The sequence below is a fragment of the Curvibacter sp. PAE-UM genome, from assembly GCF_001432305.1.
GTDB lineage: Bacteria > Pseudomonadota > Gammaproteobacteria > Burkholderiales > Burkholderiaceae_C > Hylemonella.
Window position 1 is genome coordinate 1,902,068 of record NZ_KQ483358.1, and the last position, 23,714, is coordinate 1,925,781.

General features: G+C 65.8%; 25 protein-coding genes. 11 read left to right on the plus strand and 14 right to left on the minus strand.

Annotated elements, in window-relative coordinates; genetic code table 11:
• Nucleotides 1–358: 358 nt before the first annotated feature.
• Nucleotides 359–1,429 carry an IS30 family transposase gene (locus tag AO057_RS17485; protein ID WP_082605367.1) on the minus strand — a complete coding sequence of 357 codons (1,071 nt, stop codon included), beginning with the start codon at nt 1,427–1,429 and terminating at the stop codon, nt 359–361.
• A gap of 189 nt (nt 1,430–1,618) precedes the next feature.
• Here AO057_RS17485 and AO057_RS09255 point away from each other — a divergent pair, with 189 nt between their 5' ends.
• Together AO057_RS09255 and AO057_RS09260 are read left to right on the plus strand one after the other, a co-directional pair.
• Nucleotides 1,619–2,143 (plus strand): gamma carbonic anhydrase family protein, encoded by a 525-nt coding sequence (locus AO057_RS09255; protein WP_057675352.1) that lies wholly within the window; start codon nt 1,619–1,621, stop codon nt 2,141–2,143.
• Between the two features lie 4 nt (nt 2,144–2,147).
• Nucleotides 2,148–3,134 carry an Hsp33 family molecular chaperone HslO gene (locus AO057_RS09260; protein ID WP_057677239.1) on the plus strand — a complete coding sequence of 329 codons (987 nt, stop codon included), beginning with the start codon at nt 2,148–2,150 and terminating at the stop codon, nt 3,132–3,134.
• Here AO057_RS09260 and AO057_RS09265 read toward each other — a convergent pair.
• Genes AO057_RS09265 through AO057_RS09290 form a run of 6 tightly spaced genes read right to left on the minus strand, consistent with a single transcriptional unit; the run spans nt 3,088 to nt 7,974 of the window.
• Nucleotides 3,088–3,501, minus strand: coding sequence for a P-loop NTPase family protein (locus AO057_RS09265; RefSeq protein ID WP_057675353.1), 414 nt, complete (start codon nt 3,499–3,501; stop codon nt 3,088–3,090). The two genes, AO057_RS09260 and AO057_RS09265, sit on opposite strands and share 47 nt — an antisense overlap.
• 7 nt (nt 3,502–3,508) lie before the next feature.
• A complete protein-coding gene (locus AO057_RS09270; RefSeq protein ID WP_057675354.1) occupies nt 3,509–3,784 on the minus strand; it encodes a septum formation initiator family protein in 276 nt (91 codons plus the stop codon).
• Nucleotides 3,785–3,792: 8 nt separating this feature from the next.
• Complete coding sequence (gene eno, locus AO057_RS09275; RefSeq protein ID WP_057675355.1) at nt 3,793–5,076, minus strand: phosphopyruvate hydratase; 1,284 nt, start codon at nt 5,074–5,076, stop codon at nt 3,793–3,795.
• 28 nt (nt 5,077–5,104) lie between these two features.
• Nucleotides 5,105–5,413, minus strand: a complete 309-nt coding sequence (locus tag AO057_RS09280; RefSeq protein WP_057675356.1) for a DUF1330 domain-containing protein — start codon at nt 5,411–5,413, stop codon at nt 5,105–5,107.
• 16 nt (nt 5,414–5,429) lie between these two features.
• Nucleotides 5,430–6,287, minus strand: coding sequence for a 3-deoxy-8-phosphooctulonate synthase (kdsA, locus tag AO057_RS09285; protein ID WP_057675357.1), 858 nt, complete (start codon nt 6,285–6,287; stop codon nt 5,430–5,432).
• A 16-nt stretch (nt 6,288–6,303) separates the two neighbouring features.
• Nucleotides 6,304–7,974, minus strand: coding sequence for a CTP synthase (locus tag AO057_RS09290; protein ID WP_057675358.1), 1,671 nt, complete (start codon nt 7,972–7,974; stop codon nt 6,304–6,306).
• Nucleotides 7,975–8,086: 112 nt separating this feature from the next.
• On the opposite strand from AO057_RS09290, the gene coaBC reads away from it, so the two are divergent.
• Nucleotides 8,087–9,307 (plus strand): bifunctional phosphopantothenoylcysteine decarboxylase/phosphopantothenate--cysteine ligase CoaBC, encoded by a 1,221-nt coding sequence (gene coaBC / locus AO057_RS09295; protein ID WP_057675359.1) that lies wholly within the window; start codon nt 8,087–8,089, stop codon nt 9,305–9,307.
• 18 nt (nt 9,308–9,325) lie between these two features.
• Nucleotides 9,326–9,775, plus strand: coding sequence for a dUTP diphosphatase (dut, locus tag AO057_RS09300; RefSeq protein ID WP_057675360.1), 450 nt, complete (start codon nt 9,326–9,328; stop codon nt 9,773–9,775).
• Here the strand turns inward: dut and AO057_RS09305 are convergent, their stop codons facing one another.
• Nucleotides 9,776–10,309: an FKBP-type peptidyl-prolyl cis-trans isomerase gene (locus AO057_RS09305; RefSeq protein ID WP_057675361.1), complete on the minus strand. Its 534-nt coding sequence runs from the start codon at nt 10,307–10,309 to the stop codon at nt 9,776–9,778.
• 42 nt (nt 10,310–10,351) lie between these two features.
• Between AO057_RS09305 and AO057_RS09310 the strand changes: the two genes are divergently transcribed.
• The 3 genes from AO057_RS09310 (at nt 10,352) to AO057_RS17490 (ending at nt 12,360) form a co-directional block, all read left to right on the plus strand.
• Nucleotides 10,352–11,485 (plus strand): cupin domain-containing protein, encoded by a 1,134-nt coding sequence (locus AO057_RS09310; protein ID WP_057675362.1) that lies wholly within the window; start codon nt 10,352–10,354, stop codon nt 11,483–11,485.
• On the plus strand, nt 11,475–11,981 hold the full coding sequence (locus AO057_RS09315) for a hypothetical protein (protein ID WP_057675363.1): 507 nt from the start codon (nt 11,475–11,477) through the stop codon (nt 11,979–11,981). Before AO057_RS09310 ends, AO057_RS09315 begins: the two co-directional genes overlap by 11 nt.
• 193 nt (nt 11,982–12,174) lie before the next feature.
• Nucleotides 12,175–12,360 carry a hypothetical protein gene (locus AO057_RS17490; RefSeq protein ID WP_082605495.1) on the plus strand — a complete coding sequence of 62 codons (186 nt, stop codon included), beginning with the start codon at nt 12,175–12,177 and terminating at the stop codon, nt 12,358–12,360.
• A gap of 85 nt (nt 12,361–12,445) precedes the next feature.
• On the opposite strand, the gene bamC is transcribed toward AO057_RS17490, so the two are convergent.
• The 6 genes from bamC to AO057_RS09340 form a co-directional block, all read right to left on the minus strand.
• Nucleotides 12,446–13,528 carry an outer membrane protein assembly factor BamC gene (gene bamC, locus AO057_RS09320; protein ID WP_057675364.1) on the minus strand — a complete coding sequence of 361 codons (1,083 nt, stop codon included), beginning with the start codon at nt 13,526–13,528 and terminating at the stop codon, nt 12,446–12,448.
• Nucleotides 13,529–13,556: 28 nt separating this feature from the next.
• Nucleotides 13,557–14,453, minus strand: coding sequence for a 4-hydroxy-tetrahydrodipicolinate synthase (dapA, locus tag AO057_RS09325; protein ID WP_057675365.1), 897 nt, complete (start codon nt 14,451–14,453; stop codon nt 13,557–13,559).
• Nucleotides 14,454–14,526: 73 nt separating this feature from the next.
• Nucleotides 14,527–15,099 carry a class I SAM-dependent methyltransferase gene (locus AO057_RS09330; protein ID WP_057675366.1) on the minus strand — a complete coding sequence of 191 codons (573 nt, stop codon included), beginning with the start codon at nt 15,097–15,099 and terminating at the stop codon, nt 14,527–14,529.
• The gene (locus tag AO057_RS09335) at nt 15,096–15,908 is read right to left on the minus strand and encodes an SDR family oxidoreductase (protein WP_057677240.1); all 813 of its coding nucleotides are present in this window, start codon (nt 15,906–15,908) and stop codon (nt 15,096–15,098) included. Before AO057_RS09335 ends, AO057_RS09330 begins: the two co-directional genes overlap by 4 nt.
• Nucleotides 15,909–15,962: 54 nt before the next feature.
• Entirely contained in the window at nt 15,963–16,091 is a 129-nt protein-coding gene (locus tag AO057_RS18420; RefSeq protein WP_256380089.1) for a hypothetical protein, read from the minus strand.
• Nucleotides 16,088–17,308, minus strand: a complete 1,221-nt coding sequence (locus AO057_RS09340; protein WP_168163364.1) for an MFS transporter — start codon at nt 17,306–17,308, stop codon at nt 16,088–16,090. Before AO057_RS09340 ends, AO057_RS18420 begins: the two co-directional genes overlap by 4 nt.
• A gap of 102 nt (nt 17,309–17,410) precedes the next feature.
• On the opposite strand from AO057_RS09340, the gene AO057_RS09345 reads away from it, so the two are divergent.
• From AO057_RS09345 to AO057_RS09360, 4 genes are read left to right on the plus strand one after another with little or no spacing between them, the layout of a single operon-like run.
• Nucleotides 17,411–19,378 (plus strand): DNA topoisomerase IV subunit B, encoded by a 1,968-nt coding sequence (locus tag AO057_RS09345; RefSeq protein WP_057675368.1) that lies wholly within the window; start codon nt 17,411–17,413, stop codon nt 19,376–19,378.
• Nucleotides 19,378–20,154: a lytic transglycosylase domain-containing protein gene (locus AO057_RS09350; protein ID WP_057675369.1), complete on the plus strand. Its 777-nt coding sequence runs from the start codon at nt 19,378–19,380 to the stop codon at nt 20,152–20,154. The genes AO057_RS09345 and AO057_RS09350 overlap by 1 nt, the downstream gene beginning before the upstream one ends.
• A gap of 8 nt (nt 20,155–20,162) precedes the next feature.
• On the plus strand, nt 20,163–22,502 hold the full coding sequence (gene parC, locus AO057_RS09355) for a DNA topoisomerase IV subunit A (protein WP_057675370.1): 2,340 nt from the start codon (nt 20,163–20,165) through the stop codon (nt 22,500–22,502).
• A 30-nt stretch (nt 22,503–22,532) separates the two neighbouring features.
• A complete protein-coding gene (locus tag AO057_RS09360; RefSeq protein WP_057675371.1) occupies nt 22,533–23,714 on the plus strand; it encodes an FAD-dependent monooxygenase in 1,182 nt (393 codons plus the stop codon).

The following is a 23,714-nucleotide window of genomic DNA, read 5'->3' on the forward strand; positions in this document are numbered from 1 at the left end:
ACGCTGCGTTGCTCGGCCTAAGCGGGGTGCGCGCAAACTCGCTGCGCTCAAACATGCGCGCCCCTTTATCCGCTCAGCCCTGCGCTACTCGCCTCCTCATTACGGCGGGGGGCACCGAATACCAGATACCAAGACAACAAGGGCGCGCCATGGCGCGTCCTTGTGGAGTTCGGCTGTTGGGGTTTCGGCTGTCCGGGTCCCTATGCCGTGTGGCAGGGCTGAGCAGCGCAGCAGCGGGCGGATCAGGGCGGGCGTTGTTTGAGCGTAGCGAGTTTAGCCCGACCCCGACCGATGCGAGCAGCGCAAGGAACCGCGCAGCGGCCCTGACTTCGGCTCGCCTTCTCTTTGCTTGGCGGATTCAAATACCAAGTGCAACGATGGGCTGGATATCGACATTCTGCTTGAAGCAATCTTCGAAGAGCACCTCGGCTGGAGTCCTGAACCCAAGGGTCTTGCGAGGGCGGGTATTGAGACTCCAGGCAATGTGATCGAGCTGGCGCTGGCTATAGACGCTCAGATCCGTCCCCTTGGGCAGGTATTGCCTGATCAGCCCATTGGTGTTCTCGTTGATTCCGCGCTGCCAGGGGCTGTGCGGGTCCGCAAAGTAGATCTTCAATCCTGTGCTCTCGGCCAGCTTTTTGTGCAACGCCATCTCCTTGCCCTGGTCGTACGTCAAGGTCTGGCGTAATGCATCGTCCAGAGGGCTGAAGGCCTGTTCGTAGCCGCGCAGGGCTTCTTCTGCCGTGGCACCATCCATCTTCACCAGCATGACGAACAAGGTCTTGCGGCACACCAGGGTGCCCACAGCCGATTGGTTCCTGGAACCCTTGATCAGATCGCCTTCCCAGTGACCCGGTAGTAATCGATCGCTGGCTTCGGGGGGGCGCAGATGAATGCTGACGATGTCCTGTAGGGCGCCGCGCCGCCCAGTGCCTCGTGCCTGGGGACGGCGTGCCCCACGCCCTTGGCGCAGCAGGCTGACCAGCTGTCGACGCAGCTCCCCTCGCGGGGCCGCGTAAATGGCGGTGTAGATCGTCTCGTGGGAAGCTTGCAATTGAGGTTGCCCGGGATGCTCGCGTTTGAGTGTGCCCGCAATCTGTTCAGGCGACCAGCTCTGGCACAGCAGGCCATGAACCCTTTGCCACAAGGCACCGTCCGGATGAAGTTTTCGGGTTGGTCGACAAGCACGACGGAGGCGACGGGCACGCACGCCAGCACGTACTGCGTTGTAGCCGCCCGCAACTCGGGGACGGCCCATAGGCCCTAACTCAGATTCCTGTTTGTAGCCATTTCGCCGCAGTTCGCGACTGATGGTGCTCGGACAACGGCCAAGCGCCCGAGCAATGCCGCGGACGCTGCAATCCTGAAACTTCATGGCCATGATCGCGCCACGTTCCTCGGCGCTCAGGTGGGTGTAGGTGGCTTTCATGCAACGGGCTCCTTCTGGAAGTGTGTTGCACTTCAGCTTTGAATCCGCCCTTACTTTCTCTTGGCGAAGCAAGAGAAAGTGAGTCGCCCGCCGGGGCGAGACCCGGCAAGCCACGAAAGCCAACCCTTCACAAGAACAGAAAACCAAGCCTCTTTACAATCAAGCCCATCCCCCAAAAGAGACAAGAAAATGGCAATCTACGAACTAGACGGTCAATCCCCCAAACTAGGCAAAAACGCCTACGTCGCCGACAGCGCCCAGGTCATCGGCAAGGTGACCCTGGAAGAGAACGTCAGCGTCTGGTTCGGCACCGTCATCCGCGGTGACAGCGAACACATCCACATCGGCCGCAACAGCAACATCCAGGACGCCAGCGTGCTGCATGCCGACGAAGGCGTGCCGCTGGTCCTGGGCGAGAACGTGTCGGTGGGCCACCAGGTCATGCTGCACGGCTGCACGGTGGGCGACGGCTCGTTGATCGGCATCGGGGCCGTGGTGCTGAACCACGCCAAGATCGGCAAGAACTGCCTGGTGGGGGCGGGCTCGCTGGTGACCGAGGGCAAGGAGTTTCCCGATGGCTCCATGATCCTGGGCAGCCCGGCCAAGGCCGTCAAGCAGCTTTCGCCCGAGCAGATCGCCGGCCTGCAGCGCATTGCGCAGCATTACGTCGACAACGCCGAGCGTTTCCGCAAGGGCCTGAAGAAGATTGCCTGAAGCCGTGTCCGAACTCCACAAATTCCTCTTCGAAGGCCTGCCGGTGCGCGGCATGGTCGTACGCCTCACCGATGCCTGGACCGAGATCCTGAAACGCCGCGCGCAGAGCAGCACCGGGGCCTATGCGCCGCCGGTGCAGGCCCTGCTGGGCGAGATGGTGGCGGCCGGGGCGCTGATGCAGTCCAACATCAAGTTCGACGGCGCACTGATCTTGCAGGTCTTCGGCGACGGGCCGGTCAAGCTGGCCGTGACTGAGGTGCAGTCTGACCTGAGCCTGCGTGCCACGGCCACCGTGCCGGGCACGGTGCCCGATGACGCCGGCCTGCGGGCCATGCTCAATGTGAATGGCCTGGGCCGCTTCGCCGTCACGCTCGACCCCAAGGACCGCCAGCCGGGCCAGCAGCCCTACCAGGGCGTGGTGCCGCTGTCCGATGCCGATGGGCATTCGGTGCAGAGCCTGTCCCAGGCGCTGCAGCTCTACATGCGCCAGAGTGAGCAGCTCGACACGGTGCTGGTGCTGGCCGCCGACGACAAGGTGGCCGCGGGCCTGCTGATCCAGCGCCTGCCCATCGAGGGCATGGGCAACCTGGCCGGCCAGCAGCCGGCCGAGGCCGAACTGTACGAGGCGGAGATGTACGAGCACTACAACCGCATCGCCACCCTCGCGTCCAGCCTCAAGCGCGAGGAGCTGCTGACGCTGGACGTGGAGACCATCCTGCGCCGCCTGTTCTGGGAAGAAAAGCTGCAGCGTTTCATGCCGCATGCCGGCGAGACGGCGCCGCGGTTTGCCTGCACCTGCAGCCGCGAGCGCGTGGGCCGCATGATCCAGGGGCTGGGCGAGACCGAGGCCCGCGAGATCCTGGCCGAGCGCGGCGTGATCATGGTGGACTGCGAGTTCTGCGGTGCCAACTACCGCTTCGACACCATCGACACCACCCAGCTGTTCACGACGGCAGGCGACCAGCCGCCTTCGACTTCATCAATCCAGTGAAAAGCTGAAACTCACAATCGGGATCGGCGCAGCGCTCGCAAGGCCCGGTCCAGCGCGGTGCTGGTCCGTCTTGCGGTGTGATCAGGCGCAAGGCGCCACGCAGGCGTTGCGGGCCGAGTCCGTAAACCACGCCATAGGCCACACCGTCTGCAGCCAGTTGCGCACGCAGGCGGGCATCCGCTTCCTGTTGTGCGGCCGTGCTGCCCGGCAGGTCCAGGCCCATGAGCAGGACGTGCTCGTAGGCGCCGGGTTTCAGTGCTTCATGGGCGGGGGCGTCGCTGACCTGCAACTCGGGCAGGTGCTGGGCCAGGGCCTGGACCAGGCGGGTTTTGCCGGTCGTGGGCGCACCGACGACGGCGATCTTCATCACAGCTTTATTTGGTGATCTGGACGTAGATCTCGTTGGGCTTGACCATGCCCAGTTCCAGACGTGCCTTCTCTTCCACCATCTCCAGGCCCTCGCGCAGGTCCTGCACGTCGGCCAACAGCCGGTCGTTGACCAGCTGGGCCTGGATGTTCTTCTGTTTCTGCGCTTCGAGTTCGCCAGCCATGCGGTTCACATTGGGCACGCTGCCCCGGCCAAACCACAGCTGCGCGTGCAGGACCACGAGCAGGGTGATCAGGATGGCCGGGACGAAACGCGCGCCCATGCGGACGATCAGCGCAGGTTGTAGAACGCCGAGCGACCGGGGTAGACGGCGACTTCGCCCAGGTCTTCCTCGATGCGCAGCAGCTGGTTGTACTTGGCCATGCGGTCCGAGCGGCTGATCGAGCCGGTCTTGATCTGGCCGGCGTTGGTGCCCACCGCGATGTCGGCGATGGTGCTGTCCTCGGTCTCGCCCGAGCGGTGGCTGATGACGGCGGTGTAGCCGGCGCGCTTGGCCATCTCGATGGCGGCGAAGGTCTCGCTCAGGGTGCCGATCTGGTTGATCTTGATCAGGATGGAGTTGGCGATGCCCTTGTCGATGCCTTCCTTGAGGATCTTGGTGTTGGTGACGAAGAGGTCGTCGCCGACGATCTGCACCTTCTTGCCCAGGCGATCGGTCAGGATCTTCCAGCCGTCCCAGTCACCTTCGGCCATGCCGTCTTCGATGCTGATGATGGGGTACTTGTCGCACCAGGTGGCCAGCATGTCGGTCCACTCGGTGGCGGACAGCACCAGGCCTTCGCCTTCGAGGTGGTACTTGCCGTCCTTGTAGAACTCGCTGGCGGCGCAGTCCAGGCCCAGGGCGATCTGCTCGCCGGCGGTGTAGCCGGCCTTGTCGATGGCTTCCAGGATCAGCAGGATGGCCGCTTCATGGTTGGCCACGCTGGGGGCGAAACCGCCCTCGTCACCCACGGAAGTGGGCATGCCCTTGTCGTGCAGGATCTTCTTGAGCGCGTGGAAGACCTCGGCGCCGTAGCGCAGGGCTTCGCGGAAATTGGGGGCGCCCACCGGCAGGATCATGAACTCCTGCAGGTCCAGGTTGTTGTTGGCATGCGCGCCGCCGTTGATGACGTTCATCATGGGCACGGGCATCTGCACGGCGCTCATGCCACCGAAGTAGCGGTACAGGGGCAGGCCGGCTTCTTCGGCGGCGGCGCGGGCCACGGCCATGGAAACGGCCAGCATGGCGTTGGCGCCCAGGCGGCTCTTGTTCTCGGTGCCGTCCAGGTCGATCAGGGTCTTGTCCAGGAAGGCCTGCTCGGAGGCGTCCAGGCCCAGCACGGCCTCAGAGATCTCGGTGTTGATGTGCTCGACGGCCTTGAGCACGCCCTTGCCCAGGTAACGGCTCTTGTCGCCGTCGCGCAGTTCGATGGCTTCGCGCGAACCGGTGGAAGCGCCCGAGGGCACTGCGGCGCGGCCCATGGTGCCACTCTCCAGCAGGACGTCGCATTCGACGGTGGGGTTGCCTCGGCTGTCCAGGACTTCGCGGCCGACGATATCAACAATAGCGCTCATGCTTACCTTTCGATTTGGATAGTGATATTCAGACGATGGGGGCGGCCACGCCCTCCACCAGAATCATGTTGAAGAACTGCGTGGCACCGGCGCGTTTGGCGCGGGCCCGTGTGTACATTTCGCCGTCGTAGAAGGCCTTGGCTTGCTCGAAACTGGGAAAGCGCAGCATGGCCACGCGGGCCGGCTGCCAGTTGCCTTCCATGACCTCGAAGCGGCCGCCGCGCACCAGGTACTCGCCGCCCGCCGCCTTCACCGCCGCCGGGGCCTCGGCCATGTACTGCTTGTACTGTTCCATGTCGGAGATCTGCATGTCGACGATGATGTAGGCGGGTGTCATGGCGGTCTGGATCGGGTCAGGCGTTGAAACTGTTTTCGAGGAAGCCGTTGCGCTTGGTCACGTCGTCCAGCGCCACCAGGGTTTCCAGCAGGGCCAACATGTGCTTGAGCGGCACGGCGTTGGGGCCGTCGGACCAGGCCTGGTCGGGGTTGGGGTGGGTTTCCATGAAGAAGCCTGCGATGCCCACGGCCGCACCGGCGCGGGCCAGCACGGGCACCATCTCGCGTGCGCCGCCGCTGCTGGTGCCTTGGCCGCCGGGTTTTTGCACGGAGTGGGTGACGTCAAACACCACGGGCGCGCCTGACTTGCGCATTTCGGCCAGGCTGGTCATGTCGGCCACGAGGTTGTTGTAGCCAAAGCTGACGCCGCGCTCGCAGGCCAGAAAGCGATCCGGGTCCAGGCCCGCTTCAACGGCAGCCGCACGGGCCTTGTCGATCACGTTTTTCATGTCCCAGGGCGCGAGAAACTGGCCCTTCTTGATATTCACCGGCTTGCCCGACTTGGCCACGGCCTGAATGAAGTCGGTCTGACGGCACAGGAAAGCCGGGGTCTGAAGCACGTCGACCACGCTGGCAACCTCGGCCACTTGCGACTCGTCATGCACGTCGGTGAGGACGGGAAGGCCGGTTTGACGACGCACTTCTTCCAGGATCTTCAAGCCGGCCTCCATGCCCACGCCGCGCCGGGTTGTACCCGAAGAGCGGTTGGCCTTGTCGAACGAGCCCTTGTAGATCAGGGGGATGCCCAGGGACGTGCAGGCTTCCTTGAGCTGGCCTGCCACGTCGATGGACATCTGCAGTCCTTCGATGGAACAGGTGCCTGCGATCAGGAAAAAGCGCTGGTCGAGACCGACGTCGAAGCCGCAGAGTTTCATGGTCCTTGCTCCGGCCTCAGGCCACGACCTTCAGGTTCTTCTTGCCGGCGCCCTGGTGCTCGAGAGCCGCCTTGACGAAGGCGTTGAACAGGGGGTGGCCGTCCCAGGGCGTGGACTTGAACTCGGGGTGGAATTGCACGCCGACGAACCAGGGGTGAACGGCCTGAGGCAACTCGACGATCTCGGTCAGCTGCTCACGCTGGGTCAGGGCCGAGATCACCAGGCCGGACTTGCGCAGGGTGTCCAGGTAGTTGACGTTGGCCTCGTAGCGGTGGCGGTGGCGCTCGGTGACCACGTCGCCGTAGATCTTGTTGGCCAGCGTGCCCTTGGCCACGTCGGAGCTTTGCGCGCCCAGGCGCATGGTGCCGCCCAGGTCGGAATTGGCGTCGCGGGTCTTGATGCTGCCGTCGGCATCCTTCCACTCGGTGATCAGCGCGATCACGGGGTGCTGGCAGTGCGGCTCGAACTCGGTGCTGTTGGCGTCCTTCAGGCCGGCCACGTGGCGTGCGAACTCGATGGTGGCCACTTGCATGCCCAGGCAGATGCCCAGGTAAGGCACCTTCTGCTCGCGGGCGTAACGCGCGGTGCTGATCTTGCCCTCGATGCCGCGCTTGCCGAAACCGCCGGGCACCAGGATGGCGTCGTACTTGGCCAGGCGCTGGAGGGTCTCGTCGGTGATGGTTTCCGAATCGACGTGCTCGATCTTCACGCGCACGTGGTTTTTCATGCCGGCATGGCGCAGGGCCTCGTTGACCGACTTGTAGCTGTCCGACAGCTCCACGTACTTGCCGACCATGGCAATGGTGACCTCACCCTGCGGGTGCTCGGTCTCGTAGACCAGGGAGTCCCAGCGTTTGAGGTTGGCCGGCGGAGTGTTCAGGCGCAGCTTGTCGCAGATCAGGCCGTCCAGGCCCTGCTCGTGCAGCACGCGCGGCACCTTGTAGATGGTGTCCACGTCGGGCATGGAGATCACGCCCCACTCCGGCACATTGGTGAAGAGCGAAATCTTGTCGCGCTCGTCGTCGGGGATGGGCCGGTCGGCGCGGCACAGCAGCGCGTCGGGCTGGATGCCGATCTCGCGCAGCTTCTGCACCGTGTGCTGGGTGGGTTTGGTCTTGAGCTCGCCGGCGGCGGCGATCCAGGGCACATAGGTCAGGTGCACGAAGGCCGCGTTGTTCTGGCCCAGGCGCAGGCTGAGCTGGCGCACCGCTTCCAGGAAGGGCAGTGACTCGATATCGCCCACGGTGCCGCCGATCTCGACGATGGCCACGTCCACGGCCTCGGGGGTGTCGTAGCCGGCGCCGCGCTTGATGTATTCCTGGATCTCGTTGGTGACGTGCGGGATGACCTGCACGGTCTTGCCCAGGTAGTCGCCGCGGCGCTCCTTCTCCAGCACGCTCTTGTAGATCTGGCCGGTGGTGAAGTTGTTCGTCTTCTTCATGCGCGTTTCGACGAAACGCTCATAGTGGCCGAGGTCCAGGTCGGTCTCCGCGCCGTCGTCTGTCACGAACACCTCGCCGTGCTGGAAGGGCGACATCGTTCCCGGATCGACGTTCAGATAGGGATCGAGCTTGATGAGGGTGACTTTGAGGCCCCGCGATTCCAGGATCGCGGCCAAGGACGCTGAGGCGATTCCCTTGCCCAGGGAGGACACCACACCGCCGGTGACGAAGACGAATTTGGTCATGTCAGGTTCGGAGCAGCGTCCGAGGAGGTGGTAAAGCGAGATTATAGGCGTCGGGGCGTGACAGCCCCGCCATGGGACGGAAACTTCCTGCCAAACTGTTACATTGCGGGCCATGAACGACTTGGCTGGAAAACACATCGTCCTGGGCCTGACCGGGGGCATCGCCTGCTACAAGGCGGCCGAGCTTTGCCGCGCCCTGGTCAAGGAGGGCGCCACGGTGCAGGTGGTGATGACCGAGGCGGCTGGCCAGTTCATCACGCCCGTGACGATGCAGGCCCTCTCGAACCGGCCGGTCTACCACTCGCAGTGGGACCCGCGCGAAACCAACAATATGGCGCACATCAACCTCAGCCGCGAGGCCGACGCCATCCTGATCGCCCCGGCCAGCGCCGATTTCATGGCCAAGCTGCTGCACGGCCGCGCCGACGATCTGCTGAGCCTGATGTGCCTGGCGCGCCCCATCGACCAGGTGCCGCTGCTGGTGGCCCCGGCCATGAACCGCGAGATGTGGGCCAACCCGGCCACCCAGCGCAATGTGGCCCAGCTCCAGGCCGATGGCGCCCATGTGTTTGCGGTGGGCAGCGGGGACCAGGCCTGCGGCGAGACGGGCGACGGCCGCATGCTGGAGCCGCAGGAATTGCTGGAGGAGGTGATTGTCTTCTTCGCACGCAAGAGCCTGCGCGGCCAGCGCGTGCTGGTGACGGCCGGTCCGACCTACGAGGCCATCGACCCGGTGCGTGGCATCACCAACCTTTCCAGCGGAAAGATGGGTTTTGCCATCGCGCGCGCAGCACGCGAGGCCGGCGCCGATGTGACCTTGGTGGCCGGCCCGGTGCACCTGCCCACGCCGCGCGGCGTGCGCCGCCTCGACGTGCGCTCGGCGCGGGACATGCAGCAGGCGGTTGACGCCGAGGTGATGAATGCTACTGTTTTTGTAGCAACTGCAGCCGTTGCCGACTGGCGTCCGGCGAATGCCGCTGAGCAGAAGATCAAGAAGGACGGTTCCGGCCAGGCGCCGGCGCTGACCTTCGTCGAGAACCCCGACATCCTGGCCGGCGTGGCGCAGGGCGCGCGAGCGAAAAGCGGCGCGCTCTACTGCGTGGGCTTTGCGGCCGAGAGCCACGACCTGCTGGCCAACGCCCAGGCCAAGCTGGCGCGCAAGGGCGTGCCCCTGCTGGTGGGCAATATCGGACCGGCCACCTTCGGCCAGGACGACAACGCCCTGCTGCTGGTCGATGCCCAGGGCACGACCGAATTGCCTCGTGCAAGCAAGATCGATCTGGCGCGCCAGCTGGTGGCCGAGATCGCGCGCAGGCTGGGCAAGAAGACCTGATTTCCCCTGAACGACACCATGAACATCGACGTCAAGATTGTTGATCCGCGTATGGCGGATCAGTTACCTGCTTACGCCACCCCCGGCAGCGCCGGCCTGGACCTGCGCGCCTGCCTCAACGAGGCCGTGACCCTGCTGCCCAATGCCTGGCAGCTGATCCCCACGGGCATTGCCATCCATCTGGCTGACCCGGGGTATGCCGCGCTGATCCTGCCGCGCTCGGGCCTGGGCCACAAGCACGGCATCGTTCTGGGCAATCTGGTGGGCCTGATCGACAGCGATTACCAGGGCCAGCTCATGGTCAGCGCCTGGAACCGCAGCCCCACGGCTTTCACCATCGAACCGATGGAGCGCATTGCCCAGCTGGTCGTGGTGCCGGTGGTGCAGGCGCAGTTCAAGGTGGTCAGCGAATTCCCCGCTGCAACCGAGCGCGGCGCGGGCGGCTACGGCTCCACAGGCAAGGCCTGATTACTGCAGGGTATTGCTGCCCGGCGGCATGGTGTCGATCGGCTGGATGCGGAAGAAACCCGTGCCGGCCGTGCCGCGGCCGATCTCTTCTTCAGTGGCTTCGCGGACGTCCTCTACCTTGAGCGTCAGGCGCAGGGCGATACCAGCCAGGGGGTGGTTGCCGTCCAGAACCACGTGCTCGGGGTAGATCTCGGTGACCGTGTAGAGCGCGTCCTTCGGGGCCTCGGGGTTGCAGCCCGCGGGCAGGGCCGAGCCCTCAATGGTCATGCCTTCTTCAAGTTCAGGTGGAAAGAGTTCGCGTTTTTCCAGAAAGAGCAGTTGCTCCTGGTAGTCGCCGAAGGCTTCCTCGGGTTCGAGTTGCAGGGCAACCGAGGCGCCGGCGCGGTGACCTTGCAGTGCATCCTCGATTTTCTTGAAGAGATCCTGCCCGCCGATCAGGAACTCCACCGGCTCGTCGAGCACGTCGAGTTCTTCGTTCAAGGTGTCCTTGAGTGTCCAGGTCAGGGCGACCACACATTGCTGATTGATGTCCATAGGGCAGAATTGTCGCAGTTAAACAGGAACACTGAAATCGTCATGGATGTCAAAAAGCCGCTTACCCTGCTGGGCAGCATCAGCCCCGAAGTCTTCATGAAGCGCTACTGGCACAAGAAGCCGCTGCTGGTGCGCCAGGCCATCCCTGGTTTTGCGCCGCTGCTGGCGCGCAGCGAACTGTTCGAGCTGGCAGGGCGCGAGGAGGTGGAATCGCGCCTGGTCGCGCTTGAGCGCCGCCGCGGCAAGGAGCACTGGACCCTGCAGCGCGGGCCGTTTGCGCGCCGCGCGCTGCCGGCGCTGAAGACGCCCGAATGGACCCTGCTGGTCCAGGGCGTGGACTTGCACAGCGATGCCATCCACGACCTGATGAACCGTTTCCGCTTCATTCCCGACGCCCGGCTGGACGACCTGATGATCAGCTACGCCAGCGATGGCGGCGGCGTGGGGCCGCATTTCGACAACTACGACGTCTTCCTGCTGCAGGCTCAGGGCCGGCGCCGCTGGCGCATCGGTCGCCAGCATGACCTGAGCCTCAAGCCCAACATGCCGGTCAAGATCCTGGCGAACTTCGAGCCCGAGCAGGAGTTCGTGCTGGAGCCGGGCGACATGCTCTACCTGCCGCCGCACTATGCGCACGACGGGGTCGCCGTGGGGGGCGACTGCATGACCTACTCCATCGGCTTTCGCTCGCCCAAGGCCGGTGAGCTGGCGCAGGAACTGCTGCAGCGCCTGGCCGAGGATGCGGTCGAGGCCGCCGGGGACGCCTTTTACCGTGATCCGGGGCAGCTTGCGGTGGAGAGCCCGGCGGCCATGCCCGCCGAGCTGGAGCGTTTTGCCCGCCAGGCCGTGCAGCAGGCCTTGCAGGACCCGCTGGCGCTGGCGCGTGCCCTGGGCGAGACCCTGAGCGACCCCAAGGCGCATGTCTGGTTCGAGTCTGGGGCCCTGCCCAGGGGGCGCTGGGGCGTGACGCTGGACCGGCGCACACGCATGCTCTACGACGAGCAGCACGTGTTCATCAATGGCGAGAGCTACCGCGCTGCCGGTCGCGATGCCGTGCTGATGCGCCGGCTGGCCGACCAGCGTGGCCTGAGCGCCGCCGAAGTGGCGCGCGCCAGCAAGGCGGCGCGCGAACTGCTGCAGGCATGGTGCGAGGATGGTTGGGCCTATGCCGGCTGATTCCCCCGCCCCGGTGTCTCTTCCGCAGGGACGACTGAACGGCCGCAGCACGTTCACGCAGGCCGTGCGCGATGCCCTGCAGGCTGCCGCGCGCGAGGGCTGGAACGAGTTGATCCTGTGCGACGCCAATTACGCCGACTGGCCGCTGGGGGAGCGTGCCGTGGTCGAGTCACTGCAGGCGTGGTCACGCGGCGGGCGCCGGCTGCACATGCTGGCCATGGACTATTCGGGTGTGACGCGCCAGCATGCGCGTTTCGTGAAATGGCGCCAGACCTGGGACCACATCATCGAGTGCCGCGTCTGTCGCAGCAGCGATGCCCTGGCCTTTCCCAGCGCGCTGTGGACCCCGGCCTGGGTGATGCAGCGCATCGACACCGAGCGCGACGTGCTGGTGTGTGACAGCGCGGCGTCCCGGCGCGTGGAGTTGCGACAGGTGCTGGACGAATGGCGGCGTGACAGCACCCCGGGGTTTCCGGCCTCGGTGCTCGGACTTTAGGGGGCGGATGGGAAGGGCGTTTCTTCGGATATCCCTTAAGGGTTAGCCCTATTTTTTTTACAATATGGCATGAAATCCGCCATATAATTTTCCGCCGAGCAAGCTTTGTGTAAGCGAGTCTGCTTGGTCAGTGCGGCTTACCGCGCTGGCAATTTCCGGAAATTGTCATCAACTTTTAACTAGATAACTCAACATGAACAAGACCCTCGTTCTGGCCGCCGTGATCGCCGCCGCTGCCCTGGCCGCTTGCGGCAAGAAGGAAGAAGCTGCTGCCCCCGCCGCCGCTCCCGCTGCTGCTGCTCCCGCTCCGGCTGCCGACGCTTCGGCTCCCGTTGCTGCTCCGGCCGCCGCTCCCGCTGCTGAGCCGGCCAAGAAGTAATTCTTGACCCGCCAGTAAAAAAGCCACCGCGAGGTGGCTTTTTTTATGTCTGTTCAGGGCGCGGGGCCGCACCGCGAACAGGCGCTTAGCGCAGATCGTCGGTGATGACCTGCAGGACGCGCTGGGCGTTGTCCGACATTTCGGGCGCGCCTTCGGCATTGAGCACAGTCACAGTACTGCTGTCGCCCTGGCCACGCACCGTGATGCGGTATTTCTGCGGGGTCTTGTCCTTCGGCGTGCTGCTGAACATGCGCGTGAAGAAGCCGGGTTCTTCTTCACCGGGCTTTCTGGGCTCCACATAACGCACGAAATAGATGCCCTGGCTGCGGTCGCGGTCCTCGACGGTGAAGCCGGTGCGGTCCAGCGTCAGGCCGACACGGCGCCAGGCGCGGTCGAAGCTCTCGCTGACCACCACCACGGGCTGCCCGTCGCGTGTGTCCAGGCGCGAGCTGCGACGAGGTGCTACGGTGGCCTGCTGGTTGGCTTGCGGGGAAGGTGCTCCGAGCTTGATCATCAGACGGCGCAGCATCTCCACTTCCATTTCCGGGTCGGTGGCGCGCGGCTGCCAGGCGAGTTTTTCCTTGCTGGCGTCTGTATAGACCTCTTCCAGGCCGCGCTGGCTGATGTAGATATCGGTACCACCGGCGGCATTACGCTCCAGGCGTGTGCGGTACTTGTCCAGCATATTGGTGGAGAAAACGGCGCCGATGATCTTGCCAAATGTGCGGCGCATGAAGTCCTGAGGCAGCTTGGCGCGGTTCTCGGCCCAGTCGGTTTCCATGATGCCCAGCTGGGCCTGTTCCGTGATGAGGGTCATGCCGCTCTCCTGCCAGAACTCCTTGACCAGGGGCCAGAGCTTTTCGGCGGGCTGGTCGACCACGAGCCAGCGCTGGCCACCGACGCCATCGATGCGCATGCCAGGGTAGGCAGCCACCGCGATCGCGTTGGCTGTGACGCCTTGTGCAGCGTTCTGGTAACCGGTGGCACTAACGGTGCTACCCGGCGTGTTGTAACGGGTGTCACGCGGCAGCTGCGTCAGGTCGGGCGGGATGGACAGCGAGGGGGCCGTGGTGGCAGCCTTGTAGTCGACCTTGTCACCATCCAGCGTGGAGCAGGCGACCAGCGCCAGCGGCAGGCCCAGCAGGGCCAGTTTCAAAACAAGCTTCACCGGCGATTTCCTTGGGGAGCAGTTGGGTTTAGATCAGGCCGGTCGCGCGCAGGGCTGCTTCGACCACGGGCTGGTTGGTCGCCGTCAGCGGCGTCATGGGCAGGCGCAACGTGCCGCCGCAGCGGCCCAGACGCTGCATGGCCCACTTGACCGGGATGGGGTTGGGTTCGACGAAGAGCTGCTTGTGCAGCGGCATCAGCTTGAACTGGATCTCCATGGCGCGCTTGACGTCGCCGGCCATGGCGGCGACGCACAACTCGTGCATCTGGCGCGGGGCCACGTTGGCCGTCACGCTGATGTTGCCGTGACCGCCGCACAGCATCAGGGCGACGGCGGTCGGGTCATCACCCGAGTAGATGGCGAAGCCCTTGGGCACTTCGCGGATCAGCCATTGCGCGCGCTCGATGTTGCCGGTGGCTTCCTTGATGCCGACGATGCCCGGCACCTGGGCCAGGCGCAGCACGGTGTCGTGCGCCATATCGGCCACGGTGCGGCCGGGCACGTTGTACAGCACCATGGGCAGGTCGCCGACGGCTTCGGCAATCGCCTTGAAGTGCAGGACCTGGCCTTCCTGCGTGGGCTTGTTGTAGTAGGGCACGACCTGCAGCTGGCAGTCGGCACCGACCTTCTTGGCGAACTTCGCCAGTTCGATGGCTTCGGCCGTGGAGTTGGCACCGCAGCCGGCCATGATGGGAACCTTGCCCTTGGCCTGCTCGACCGAGACGCGGATGATTTCGCAGTGCTCGTCGACGTTGACGGTGGGCGATTCACCCGTGGTGCCGACCACGCCGATGCAGTCGGTGCCTTCGGCGACGTGCCAGTCGATCAGTTTGCGCAGCGTGGGGTAGTCGACGCTACCGTCCTCGTGCAGGGGGGTGACGAGGGCGACGATGCTGCCGGTGATCTGGCGATGGGAGGAGGTCATGTCCGCAGAGAGTTAAGTTCAGGCCAAAAGGGCATTCTACCGAGGGTGAGGCCCGGCCCCGCAGGGCCAGGCCTCAGAGTGGATAACGCGCCGGTGCGCCAGCCGTGGACAGGCCGGTTTCGCGTACGGCCGCGATGCGTTGCACGAAACGCTCGGGGGCGGCCAGATAGCCGTCTTCATAAGCCACCACCCGAAGGGGGCGGCAGACGTCCAGCAGTTCGCCTGGCTGCAGCAGGAAATCCGGACGCGAGGGCTTGCCCACGGTCTCGTTGCCGGCGGTAAAGGTTTCGTAAATCAGCACACCACCCGGCGCCAGGCTTTGCAGCAGCACCGGGAACAGTGCCCGCCAAAGGTAGTTGGTGACCACCACAGCGTCGAAGGCCTGGGGCTGGCCGTCCTGCAGCAGGGGCCAGGGGCCGTTCTCGATGTCGGCCTGCAGCATCGTGCCCAGGGACGCCACAGCCAGGATCGCCTCGGCTGAACGGTCCACACCGGTGACCGGGTGGCCGCGTTGTGCGAACCAGCGCAGATGGCGGCCGTGGCCGCAAGCCACGTCCAGCACGGTGCCACCGGGGCGGACCAGATGCGACCAGCGCTGGACCCAGGCCGAAGGCGCCTCCGTGCCGTGCACGGGAGGGAGGCTCATTGCGGCTTGACCTCGTCCTTGAGCGCGGCCAGGGCCATGCGTTCCACCAGGCCGGGGGCCAGCAGCTTGAGGTAGCGACCCAGCTTGCCCTTGGTGCTCATCACGACTTCGCGCTGGCGTGCGTTCATCCCGTCCAGGATGAGGCGGGCGCAGACCTCCACGGGCATGGCGTCGTCTTCTTTCAGGCCGCTGGAGCCGGCGGCCACACCGGCTGCGTTGAGCCCGCGGTAGCGGATCTGCGTGGCCACCACGCCGGGGTAGGCCGTAGTCACGCTCACGCCGGCGGGCTTGAGTTCGGCGCGCAGCGCCTCGAAAAAGCCGGTCATGGCGAATTTGCTGGCGCTGTAGGCCGTGCGCCCTGGCACGCCCACCAGGCCGGCCAGGGACGAGACGGCCACCACCTGGCCGCGGCTGGCCTTGAGGTGGGGCAGGGCGGCGTGCGTGCACCAGACCGAGCCCCAGAGGTTCACGCGCATCAGGTCCTCGTACCAGCCCAGGTCCTCGGGCTGGACCTGCTCGAACAGGGCCTGGGCCGAGACGCCGGCGTTGTTGACGAGGGCATCGAGCCAGCCGAAGCGCTCCACGCTGCGCTCGACCAGGGCGCGGCACTGGGCCGGATCGGTCACATCGGTGGGCACGACCAGCACCTCGCTGCCATGGCTGCGGCACGCCCTGGCCACTTCTTCCAGCTGGGTTTCCTTGCGGGCGGCCAGCGCGAGGCCGGCCTCGGCACCATGCCGCTGCGCCAGCTGACGTGCCAGTTCAGCGCCGATACCGTCGGACGCGCCGGTGATGATGAAGGTCTTCATGGTCATGGCATGGCAGTGTGCCACGCCCTCATGTCAGACGGGTACGGGATTTTCCTAGAAACAGGCCCAGAGCTGGTCGGCCAGGGTCAACAGGAAGTCCGGCCGCGTGTAAAGCGCGAACACGGCCAGCAGCACGGCCAGGGCGGCGCCCCAGGCCAGCAGTTGGCGCGGCAGCTTTTTCATGCGCGGGCCACTTCGGGTCGCCGGATCGCGGCCTCGCGTACCGGCAGGTTGACCAGGGCCGCGGCCACGCCCAGGCCGATGGCGATGTACCAGACGATGTCGTAGCTGCCGGTCTTGTCGTACAGATACCCCCCCAGCCACACGCCCATGAAGGAGCCGACCTGGTGGCTGAAGAAGACGAAACCGCCGAGCATGGACAGATGGGCCACACCGAAGATCTGGGCCACGATGGCATTGGTGGGCGGCACGGTGGACAGCCACAGCAGGCCCATCACGGCCGAGAAGATGTAGACGCTCATGGGCGTGAGCGGCACCAGCAGGAAGACCGTGATGGCAATGGAGCGGGCGAAGTAGATGAAGGCCAGGATGTTCTTCTTGGCCAGGCGCTGGCCCAGGCTGCCCGCGATGTAGGTGCCAAAGACGTTGAACAGGCCGATCAGCGCCAGTGAGTAGCTGGCCACCTGGGGCGAGAGGCCGTGGTCCTTGAGGTAGCTGGGCATGTGCACACCGATGAACACCACCTGGAAGCCGCACACGAAGTAGCCCGCCATCAGCAGCTGGAAGCTCGGGTAGGCGAAGGCCTCACGCAGAGCCTGCAGGATGGACTGCTCGCGCTTCGGGACCGTGCCCGCCCCAAAGCTGGGCTCATGCAGGCCCCAGGCCAGCGGGATGATGAGCAGGGCCGCCATGCCCAGCGCCATCAGCGCCTGTTGCCATCCCAGGCTGCTGATGAGGAAGCCCTCGACCGGCACCATGAGGAACTGGCCGAAAGAGCCGGCTGCCGCGGCCACGCCCATGGCCCAGGAGCGCTTCTCCAGGCTCACGTTGCGGCCGATCACGCCATAGATCACGGCGTAGGTGGTGCCGGCCTGGGCGATGCCGATCAGCACACCGCAGCTCAGGGCAAACAGCAGGGGGGTGGGCGCGTTGGCCATGCCGATCAGGCCCAGCGCGTAGAGGATGGCACCGGCGATGATGACCTTGAAGGCACCGAACTTGTCGGCCAGCATGCCGGCGAAGATGCCGGCCACACCCCAGGTCAGGTTCTGGATGGCCATGGCCATGGCGAAGGTCTCGCGCGTCCAGCCCTGGGTCTGGGTGACGGGTTGCAGCCAGAGGCCGAAGCCGTGGCGTATGCCCATGGAGAGGGTGACGATGGCGGCGCCGCAGATCAGCACCTGGGCCATGGAGAGAGTCTTGTTGCTATGTGTGCTCATCGTTGAAATGTAGCCAATTCGGTCCTTGCCTGCCGGGAGGGCCCAAGTTGTAACTGTATGTTTATCCAGTGAACTCCGCGACTGGGTCTACAATTCCGCGCCATGGCTGTCAAACCCACCCCCGAATATTCCGAAGGCTCCATCCGCGTCCTCAAAGGGCTGGAGCCGGTCAAGCAGCGTCCGGGCATGTACACCCGGACGGACAACCCGCTGCACATCATCCAGGAAGTGCTGGACAACGCGGCCGACGAGGCCCTGGCCGGTCACGGCAAGAAGATCGCCGTGACCCTGCACGCCGACGGCTCGGTCAGCGTCGAGGACGACGGCCGCGGCATCCCCTTCGGCCTGCACCCGGAAGAGAAGGCGCCGGTGATCGAGCTGGTGTTCACGCGCCTGCATGCCGGCGGCAAGTTCGACAAGGGCAAGGGCGGCGCCTACAGCTTCTCGGGCGGCCTGCACGGTGTGGGCGTGTCCGTGACCAACGCCCTGGGCAAACGGCTGGAAGCCACCAGCTACCGTGAAGGCAAGGTGGCCCAGCTCGCCTTTGCCGGTGGCGACGTGGTCGAGAAACTGAGCACGCGTGCGGCCGGCGCGGGCGATCGCAAACAGGGCACGACGGTGCGCGTCTGGCCTGACGCCAAATACTTCGAGTCGGCCGCCCTGCCCATGGGTGAACTGACGCACCTGCTGCGCAGCAAGGCCGTGCTCATGCCCGGCGTCACGGTGACGCTGACGGTCGAGAAGAGCAAGGAGACCCAGACCTGGCTCTACAAGGGCGGCCTGCGTGACTATCTGATGCAGTCGCTGAGCGCCGATCCGGTGATCCCGATGTTCGAGGGCGAAGGTTATGCCGAGAACAACGACAGTTTCGCCGAAGGCGAGGGCGCGGCCTGGGCCGTGGCCTTCACCGAAGACGGTGCGCCGGTGCGCGAGAGTTACGTCAACCTGATCCCCACCAGCGCCGGCGGCACGCACGACAGTGGGTTGCGCGACGGCCTGTTCACCGCCGTCAAGAGCTTCATCGAACTGCACAGCCTGTTACCGAAGGGCGTGAAGCTCCTGCCGGAGGACGTGTTCGCCCGCGCCAGTTATGTGCTGAGCGCCAAGGTGCTGGACCCGCAGTTCCAGGGCCAGATCAAGGAGCGCCTCAATTCGCGTGACGCCGTGCGCCTGGTCTCCAGCTTCGTGCGCCCCACGCTGGAACTCTGGCTGAACCAGCACGTGGAGTACGGCAGGAAGCTGGCCGAACTCGCCATCCGCGCGGCGCAGACCCGCCAGCGCGCCGGCCAGAAGGTGGAGAAGCGCAAGGGCTCGGGCGTGGCCGTGCTGCCGGGCAAACTGACCGATTGCGAGAGCCGTGACCTGGCCCACAACGAGCTTTTCCTCGTCGAGGGCGATTCGGCCGGCGGCAGCGCCAAGATGGGCCGCGACAAGGAAAGCCAGGCCATCCTGCCCTTGCGCGGCAAGGTGCTCAACACCTGGGAAGTCGAGCGCGACCGCCTGTTCGCCAACACCGAAATCCACGACATCTCGGTGGCCATCGGTGTCGATCCGCACGGCCCCAATGACACACCGGACCTGAGCGGCCTGCGCTACGGCAAGGTCTGCATCCTGAGTGATGCGGACGTGGACGGTTCGCACATCCAGGTGCTGCTGCTCACACTCTTCTTCCGCCATTTCCCCAAGCTCATCGACTCCGGCAATGTGTACGTGGCGCGCCCGCCGTTGTTCCGGGTGGACGTGCCGGCACGCGGCAAGAAGCCAGCCAGCAAGGCCTATGCGCTGGATGAAGGCGAGCTCACCGCCATCCTGGATAAATGCGCCAAGGAAGGCGTGGCCAAGGAGCGCTGCCAGATCAGCCGCTTCAAGGGTCTGGGCGAGATGAATGCCGAACAGCTGTGGGAAACCACGCTGAACCCCGATACGCGCCGCCTGCTGCAGGTGCGTCTGGGCGTTTTCGATAACCTGCAGACCGAGACCGAGATCACCAAACTCATGGGCAAGGGTGAGGCCGCGGCACGGCGAGAGCTCATGGAACTGCACGGCGACTCGGTGGAGGTGGATATCTGATGTCTTCCCCGGCATACCGTCCTTTCGTTGCGCTCCTGGGCCTGCTGGTGCTGCTGTGGCAGCCGGCAGCGCAGGCCGACGTCTGGGCCTATGTCGACGACAAGGGTGTGCCGCACTTTGCGGCGGAGCAGCTGGACGAGCGCTATGCACTCTATTTCACGGACCAGGCCCCCGAGGACAGCACGCGCGCCGGCCCCGTGCCCATGGCACCGACGCGCCTGCATGCCTTCTTCGAGATCTCGCCGGACTACAAGGCGGTGCGCCACTTGTTGCGCGAGGCGGCGCGCGAGCACGACATCGACTACGCGCTGCTGCAGGCCCTGATCGCCACCGAATCCGGTTTCGACGCCGCGGCCGTCTCGCCCAAGGGCGCCGTCGGGCTCATGCAGGTGATGCCGGCGACGGCGCGCGGCTACGGCCTGGAGGACCAGCGGCGCCGGCCCGTGGCGCGCCAGCTGGCCGATGCGCGTACCAACATCCAGGTGGGCAGCCAGCACCTGCGCCGTCTGCTGAAAAAATTCCCGGATCGGCTCGATCTGGCGCTGGCCGCGTACAACGCCGGCCTGAAGACCGTGCGCCGTGCCGGCAACCAGGTGCCGCCCTACCGAGAGACGCAGAACTACGTGCGCACCGTGCTGGCGCTGTACGCCGTGCTCAAGCCGGCGGCCGACAAGGCTGCACCCCGCCCCTACCCGCAGCGTGAACGTGACGATTTCGCCCGCCTGGACGACGTGGCTGAGCCCGGCGCTGCCCCGAAACGAGACAAGAGTTACTGAAGAAACCGATGGATCAACCCACCCTCGATTTAGCCGCCGATCCGGCGGGCGACGACGCCCTGACCCTGGCCCACTACGCGCAACGCGCCTATCTGGAATACGCGCTCAGCGTGGTCAAGGGGCGGGCCCTGCCCGATGTCTGCGACGGCCAGAAGCCGGTGCAGCGCCGCATCATGTACTCGATGTCGCGCATGGGCCTCGGTTACAGCGGGCCCAACAGCAACACCGCAGCCAGGCCGGTCAAGAGCGCACGCGTGGTTGGCGACGTCCTGGGCCGTTTCCACCCGCACGGTGACCAGGCCGCTTATGACGCCCTGGTGCGCATGGCGCAGGACTTCGCGCAGCGTTATCCGCTGATCGACGGCCAGGGCAACTTCGGCAGCCGCGACGGTGATGGCGCCGCGGCCATGCGTTACACCGAAGCGCGGCTGGCCAAGATCAGCACCTTGCTGCTCGACGAGATCGACGAGGGCACGGTGGATTTCCAGCCCAACTACGACGGCTCCACCGAGGAGCCGAAGCAGTTGCCGGCGCGCCTGCCCTTCACCCTGCTCAATGGCGCCAGCGGCATCGCCGTGGGCCTGGCCACCGAAATCCCCAGCCATAACCTGGCTGAGGTGGCGGCGGCCTGCGTGGCGCTGATCAAGAACCCGAAGCTGGCCGATGGTGAGCTGGTCGAGTTGCTGCCGGGCCCCGACTATCCCGGTGGCGGCCAGATCATCAGCCCGACCAGCGATATCAGCGAGGCCTATCGCACGGGCCGCGGTTCGCTCAAGGTGCGTGCGCGCTGGAAGATCGAGGAACTGGCGCGCGGCCAGTGGCAACTGGTGGTGACCGAACTGCCGCCGGGCGTGAGCACGCAGAAGGTGCTCGAAGAAATCGAGGAGCTGACCAATCCCAAGGTCAAGGCCGGCAAGAAGGCACTGACGCCCGAGCAGAACCTGCTCAAGGCCACGGTGCTGGCCGTGCTCGACGTGGTGCGCGACGAGTCCAGCAAGGACGCGCCGGTGCGCCTGGTCTGCGAACCCAAGACCAGCCGCATCGAGCAGCAGGAACTGATCACCACCCTGCTGGCGCACACCAGCCTGGAAACCTCAGCCTCCATCAACATGACGATGGTGGGGCTGGATGGCCGGCCCACGCAGAAGACCCTGCGCCAGATGCTGGAGGAGTGGATCGCCTTCCGCCAGGGCACCATCGAGCGGCGTTCGCAGCATCGCCTGGACAAGGTGCTGGCCCGCATCCACATCCTCGAAGGCCGGCAGCTGGTGCTGCTCAAGATCGACGAGGTCATCGCCCTGATCCGCAACTCGGACGAACCCAAGCCGGCGCTGATCGCGCGCTTCAGGCTGTCCGAACGCCAGGCCGAGGACATCCTCGAAATCCGCCTGCGCCAATTGGCCCGGCTCGAAGCCATCAAGATCGAGCAGGAACTCAAGGAGCTGCGCGAGGAGCAGAAGAAACTCGAAGACATCCTGGGTAGTCCGGCCGCGCTGCGCCGCCTCATGGTCAAGGAGATCGAGGCCGACGCCAAGGTCTTCGGCGATGCACGCCGCACCCTGATCCAGGCCGAGAAGAAGGCCGTGGCCGAGGTGAAAGTGGTGGACGAACCGGTGACCGTGATCGTTTCGCAAAAAGGTTGGGTGCGCGCGCGCCAGGGCCACGGCCATGACGCGGCGAGTTTCGCCTTCAAGGCTGGTGACGGCCTGTACAACACCTTCGAATGCCGCACGGTGGACACCCTGCTGGCCTTCGGCAACAAGGGGCGCGTCTACTCCGTGCCGGTGGCCAGCCTGCCCGGTGCGCGCGGTGACGGCCAGCCGGTGACCACCCTGGTCGAACTGGAGGCCGGGACCCAGCTCGTGCATTACTTCGCCGGCGCGCCTGCGGCCTGGCTGCTGCTGTCCACCTCCTCGGGTTACGGCTTCCTGGCCACGGTGGAGAACATGAGCTCGCGCCAGAAGGCCGGTAAGTCCTTCATCAACTGTGGTGAGGGCGATACCGTGTGCCGGCCTTCGCCGGCCAACGTGCCGCCACAGCCGCCGGCCACGCATGTGGTCTGCGCGTCGAGCGGCGGGCGCATCCTGAGCTTCGAGATCAGCGAGCTCAAGCCCATGCCCAATGGCGGGCGTGGCCTGATGCTGATCGACCTGGAGCCCAAGGACACGCTGGCGGGTGCCGCGGCCTACACGCGCAGCGTGAAGATCGAGGGCCTGGGGCGTGGTGGCAAGGAACGCGAGGAGACGCTGGAGATCCGCAGCCTGAACAACGCACGCGCCGCGCGTGGCCGCAAGGGCAAGGCGGCCGATCTGGGCTTCAAGCCGACCTCGGTGGTCCGCGTCGAGTAAGCCGCCAGCCATCGGGCAGAATCGGACCCGATGCATACCGACATACTGATTGCTGGAGGCGGTATCGGCGGCCTGGCTGCCGGCCTGGCCTGCTCAAAGGCCGGCTGCCATGTCCGGCTCTATGAACGCGCCGAGACCTTCGGCGAGGTGGGGGCGGGCATCCAGATGGGGCCCAACGTCGTGCGCGTGCTGCAGGGCTGGGGTCTGGACACTGCGCTGCGGCAGGTGGCGGCTTTCCCCGACCGGCTGCAGGTGCGCCACGCCCTCAGCGGGGCCGAGCTGGGTCTGTTGCGTCTGGGGCAGACCACGGTGCAGCGTTACGGCGCACCCTACGCCACCATCCATCGTGCCGATCTGCAGCAATTGCTGCTCAAGGCCCTGCAGCAGCGCGACGCTGTCTGGCTGCACACCGGCAAGACGGTGAACCGTTATGTGGAGACGAACGGCGCTGTCGGCCTGAGCCTGGATGACGGCCTCGATGTGGAGGGTGACGCACTGATCGCAGCCGATGGCCTGTGGAGCCGGGTACGTGAGCAACTCCTGAACGACGGTCCCCCGCGCGTGGCCGGGCACCTGGCCTATCGTGCCATGCTGCCGCAGGCCAGCCTGCCGGCCGCACTACGCAGCCAGCAGGTGACGGCCTGGCTGGGTCCGCGTTTGCACGTGGTGCAGTACCCCGTGCGCGGCGGCGAGTGGCTCAACGTCGTGGCCATCGTGCACGGGCATGTGCAGGGCGGGCTGGAGGACTGGGACCACGGCGCCAATGCGGCCGACCTGCAGGCAGCGCTGGGACACACCTGCATGGCCTTGCGCGACCTGATTGCGGCCGTGCCGGACTGGCGCCTCTGGGTGCTGTGCGACCGTCCACCCGTGGTCGCAGCCGACCAGATGGCGCGCGGCCACGTGGCGCTGCTGGGCGATGCCGCCCACCCCATGCGCCCCTATCTTGCCCAAGGCGCCGGCATGGCCATCGAGGACGCAGCCGAACTGGCGCGCCAGGTGGCGCTGGTGGATGGCGTGCTGGACGTGCCCACGCTGCTGCAGCGTTATGCCCTCAACCGCTGGCAGCGCAACGCGCGGGTGCAGGCCCGCTCCATCCGCAACGGCGAGATCTTCCACCTGGAGGGGCCCATGGCCTGGGCGCGTGATGCTTCGCTGCGCCTGCTGGGTGAGCGCCTGCTGGATGTGCCCTGGCTCTACCGGGGACCCTGA